3 rRNA genes are annotated in these 5,220 nt (G+C 58.0%); all 3 read right to left on the bottom strand.

Annotation, left to right across the window (positions count from 1 at the left end):
* Positions 1 to 6: 6 nt before the first annotated feature.
* Positions 7 to 123: ribosomal RNA gene (gene rrf / locus ACLJN9_RS30480) — 5S ribosomal RNA — on the bottom strand.
* Between the two features lie 91 nt (positions 124 to 214).
* A 23S ribosomal RNA gene (locus ACLJN9_RS30485) occupies positions 215 to 3,325 on the bottom strand.
* Positions 3,326 to 3,699: 374 nt separating this feature from the next.
* A 16S ribosomal RNA gene (locus ACLJN9_RS30490) occupies positions 3,700 to 5,216 on the bottom strand.
* Together the 16S, 23S and 5S rRNA genes form the textbook arrangement of a ribosomal RNA operon.
* Positions 5,217 to 5,220 lie beyond the last annotated feature (4 nt).

Genomic DNA, 5,220 nt, shown 5'->3' on the forward strand with positions numbered 1-5,220 from the left:
AAGATTGTCCGGCGGTGTCCTACTCTCCCACACCCTCACGAGTGCAGTACCATCGGCGCTGGAGGGCTTAGCTTCCGGGTTCGGAATGTGACCGGGCGTTTCCCCTCCGCCATGACCGCCGTAACTCTATCGACATGTCAAACAACACCAACACACACGTGTGTGGTCTGTTGTTCGTTTATCGAGAGTTGCACAGTGGACGCGTAGCAGCTTGGTAGTCAAGTCCTCGGCCTATTAGTACCGGTCAACTGAACCCGTTACCGGGCTTACATTTCCGGCCTATCAACCCAGTCGTCTAGCTGGGGGCCTTACCCCCACAAAGTGGGGTGGGATACCTCATCTTGAAGCAGGCTTCCCGCTTAGATGCTTTCAGCGGTTATCCCTTCCGAACGTAGCTAACCAGCCATGCCCCTGGCGGGACAACTGGCACACCAGAGGTTCGTCCGTCCCGGTCCTCTCGTACTAGGGACAGCCCTTCTCAAGTATCCTACGCGCACGGCGGATAGGGACCGAACTGTCTCACGACGTTCTAAACCCAGCTCGCGTACCGCTTTAATGGGCGAACAGCCCAACCCTTGGGACCTGCTACAGCCCCAGGATGCGACGAGCCGACATCGAGGTGCCAAACCATCCCGTCGATATGGACTCTTGGGGAAGATCAGCCTGTTATCCCCGGGGTACCTTTTATCCGTTGAGCGACACCGCTTCCACTCGCAAGTGCCGGATCACTAGTCCCGACTTTCGTCCCTGCTCGACCTGTCAGTCTCACAGTCAAGCTCCCTTGTGTACTTGCACTCAACACCTGATTGCCAACCAGGCTGAGGGAACCTTTGGGCGCCTCCGTTACCTTTTAGGAGGCAACCGCCCCAGTTAAACTACCCACCAGACACTGTCCCTGAACCGGATAACGGTCCGAAGTTAGATACCCAAATCAACCAGAGTGGTATTTCAAGATTGCCTCCACCCATACTGGCGTATGGACTTCACCGGCTCCCACCTATCCTACACAAGCTAATTCGAGTACCAATGTCAAGCTATAGTAAAGGTCCCGGGGTCTTTCCGTCCTGCCGCGCGTAACGAGCATCTTTACTCGTACTGCAATTTCGCCGGGCCTGTGGTTGAGACAGTGGGGAAGTCGTTACGCCATTCGTGCAGGTCGGAACTTACCCGACAAGGAATTTCGCTACCTTAGGATGGTTATAGTTACCACCGCCGTTTACTGGCGCTTAAGTTCTCCGCCTCGCCCCGAAGAGCTAACAGGTCCCCTTAACGTTCCAGCACCGGGCAGGCGTCAGTCCATATACATCGAATTACTTCTTCGCATGGACCTGTGTTTTTAGTAAACAGTCGCTTCCCCCTGCTCTCTGCGGCCATACAACGCTCCACCCGCGCGGGGCTTCACGTCTCCGGCCCCCCTTCTCCCTAAGTTACGGGGGCAATTTGCCGAGTTCCTTAACCACAGTTCGCCCGATCGCCTCGGTATTCTCTACCTGACCACCTGTGTCGGTTTGGGGTACGGGCCGCTAAGAACTCGCTAGAGGCTTTTCTCGGCAGCATAGGATCACTGACTTCACCTGAATCGGCTCGGCATCACGTCTCAGCCTTCATGCGTCGCGGATTTGCCTACGACACGGCCTACACGCTTACCCCGGCACAACCACCGGCCGGGCTCAGCTACCTTCCTGCGTCACCCCATCGCTTGACTACCAGCCGCCAGGTTCCCACGCTCCCCACCATCCGTCCGAAGACATCAGGCAGCTCGGGTGGTTAGCACAACGACGTTCATCAGGGACGCTCTTTCGCGGGTACGGGAATATCAACCCGTTGTCCATCGACTACGCCTCTCGGCCTCGCCTTAGGTCCCGACTCACCCAGGGCGGATTAGCCTGGCCCTGGAACCCTTGGTCATCCGGCGGAAGGGTTTCTCACCCTTCTTTCGCTACTCATGCCTGCATTCTCACTCGTGCCGCGTCCACAACTGGGTCACCCCGCTGCTTCACTCGCGGCACGACGCTCCCCTACCCATCCACACACCTGCACGCACCATCAAGGGCACGCGTGGTTAAAATGTGAATGCCACAGCTTCGGCGGTGTGCTTGAGCCCCGCTACATTGTCGGCGCGGAACCACTTGACCAGTGAGCTATTACGCACTCTTTAAAGGGTGGCTGCTTCTAAGCCAACCTCCTGGTTGTCTATGCGACCCCACATCCTTTTCCACTTAGCACACGCTTAGGGGCCTTAGCTGGTGATCTGGGCTGTTTCCCTCTCGACTACGAAGCTTATCCCCCGCAGTCTCACTGCCGCGCTCTCACTTACCGGCATTCGGAGTTTGGCTGATTTCGGTAAGCTTGTGGGCCCCCTAGACCATCCAGTGCTCTACCTCCGGCAAGAAACACGCGACGCTGCACCTAAATGCATTTCGGGGAGAACCAGCTATCACGGAGTTTGATTGGCCTTTCACCCCTAACCACAGGTCATCCCCCAACTTTTCAACGTTGGTGGGTTCGGCCCTCCACGCGGTCTTACCCGCGCTTCAGCCTGCCCATGGCTAGATCACTCCGCTTCGGGTCTAGGACACGCGACTGAATCGCCCTATTCAGACTCGCTTTCGCTACGGCTCCCCCACACGGGTTAACCTCGCCACATGCCACTAACTCGCAGGCTCATTCTTCAAAAGGCACGCCGTCACCCCGCAAGGCTCCGACGGATTGTAGGCGAACGGTTTCAGGTACTATTTCACTCCCCTCCCGGGGTACTTTTCACCATTCCCTCACGGTACTTGTCCGCTATCGGTCACCAGGAAGTATTTAGGCTTACCAGGTGGTCCTGGCAGATTCACGGCAGATTTCAGGGGTCCGCCGCTACTCGGGAACACCCACAGAAGGTCAGCAACTTTCACCTACCGGACTCTCACCGTCTACGGTCAGCCATTCCAGACTGTTCGACTAGCCACTGACTTTATAACTCCTCGGACAAGTGTCAGCTCATCCAGCGGGGTCCCACAACCCCGACCACGCAACCCCTGACAGGTATCACACGCAGCCGGTTTAGCCTCAATCCGCTTTCGCTCGCCACTACTCACGGAATCACTAAATTGTTTTCTCTTCCTGCGGGTACTGAGATGTTTCACTTCCCCGCGTTCCCTCCACACACCCTATGTGTTCAGGTGTGGGTGACACCACATGACTGGTGCCAGGTTTCCCCATTCGGACACCCTGGGATCACAGCTTGGTTGACAGCTCCCCCAGGCCTATCGCGGCCTCCCACGTCCTTCATCGGCTCCTGGTGCCAAGGCATTCACCGTTCGCCCTTGACAACTTGACCACAAAGATGCTCGCGTCCACTGTGCAATTCTCAACAAACGACCAACCCACAACCCCACAGCCCCACACCAGCATCACCACAGCGACCGGTATGCGAGACCAGGCCATGCCTGGCAACCTCACGAAACATCACGTTCCGCTACGGCTCCGAAAGAAACAACCCATGGTTGTTCTTTCAGGACCCAACAGGGTGCTCACATTCCCCCCCAGCCGCACCAACAGCAACCGTTCCCACCACCCCGAAGAATGGCTGTACTAAGCACCGCCGGCCGTTGCCAGGGCAAAACTTGCCAGTGTCTCCGCCATTCGAGCACCCCGACCCACACTCGTGGACCGCGGGCTCCTTACCGACTTTCGTCGGAAGGTGCTCCTTAGAAAGGAGGTGATCCAGCCGCACCTTCCGGTACGGCTACCTTGTTACGACTTCGTCCCAATCGCCAGCCCCACCTTCGACGGCTCCCTCCCACAAGGGGTTGGGCCACCGGCTTCGGGTGTTGCCGACTTTCGTGACGTGACGGGCGGTGTGTACAAGGCCCGGGAACGTATTCACCGCAGCGTTGCTGATCTGCGATTACTAGCGACTCCGACTTCACGGGGTCGAGTTGCAGACCCCGATCCGAACTGAGACCGGCTTTTTGGGATTCGCTCCACCTCACGGTATCGCAGCCCATTGTACCGGCCATTGTAGCATGCGTGAAGCCCTGGACATAAGGGGCATGATGACTTGACGTCATCCCCACCTTCCTCCGAGTTGACCCCGGCAGTCTTCGATGAGTCCCCGCCATAACGCGCTGGCAACATCGAACGAGGGTTGCGCTCGTTGCGGGACTTAACCCAACATCTCACGACACGAGCTGACGACAGCCATGCACCACCTGTGACCGCCCCCGAAGGACCCCCCATCTCTGGAGGTTTTGCGGCCATGTCAAACCCAGGTAAGGTTCTTCGCGTTGCATCGAATTAATCCGCATGCTCCGCCGCTTGTGCGGGCCCCCGTCAATTCCTTTGAGTTTTAGCCTTGCGGCCGTACTCCCCAGGCGGGGCGCTTAATGCGTTAGCTGCGGCACAGGAAACCGGAGAGGCCCCCCACACCTAGCGCCCAACGTTTACAGCGTGGACTACCAGGGTATCTAATCCTGTTCGCTCCCCACGCTTTCGCTCCTCAGCGTCAGTATCGGCCCAGAGACCCGCCTTCGCCACCGGTGTTCCTCCTGATATCTGCGCATTTCACCGCTACACCAGGAATTCCAGTCTCCCCTACCGAACTCTAGCCTGCCCGTATCGACCGCAGGCTTGGGGTTGAGCCCCAAGTTTTCACGGTCGACGCGACAAGCCGCCTACGAGCTCTTTACGCCCAATAAATCCGGACAACGCTCGCACCCTACGTCTTACCGCGGCTGCTGGCACGTAGTTGGCCGGTGCTTCTTCTGCAGGTACCGTCACTCTCGCTTCGTCCCTGCTGAAAGAGGTTTACAACCCGAAGGCCGTCATCCCTCACGCGGCGTCGCTGCATCAGGCTTCCGCCCATTGTGCAATATTCCCCACTGCTGCCTCCCGTAGGAGTCTGGGCCGTGTCTCAGTCCCAGTGTGGCCGGTCGCCCTCTCAGGCCGGCTACCCGTCGTCGCCTTGGTAGGCCATTACCCCACCAACAAGCTGATAGGCCGCGAGCCCATCCCAAGCCGAAAAACTTTCCACCACCAGCCATGCGGCCGACAGTCATATTCGGTATTAGCCCCCGTTTCCGAGGGTTATCCCAAAGCCTGGGGCAGGTTGCTCACGTGTTACTCACCCGTTCGCCGCTCGAGTACCCCGAAGGGCCTTTCCGCTCGACTTGCATGTGTTAAGCACGCCGCCAGCGTTCGTCCTGAGCCAGGATCAAACTCTCCAACAAAAAA

The organism is Micromonospora sp. 067-2 (genome assembly GCF_046549295.1).
Taxonomy (GTDB): domain Bacteria; phylum Actinomycetota; class Actinomycetes; order Mycobacteriales; family Micromonosporaceae; genus Micromonospora.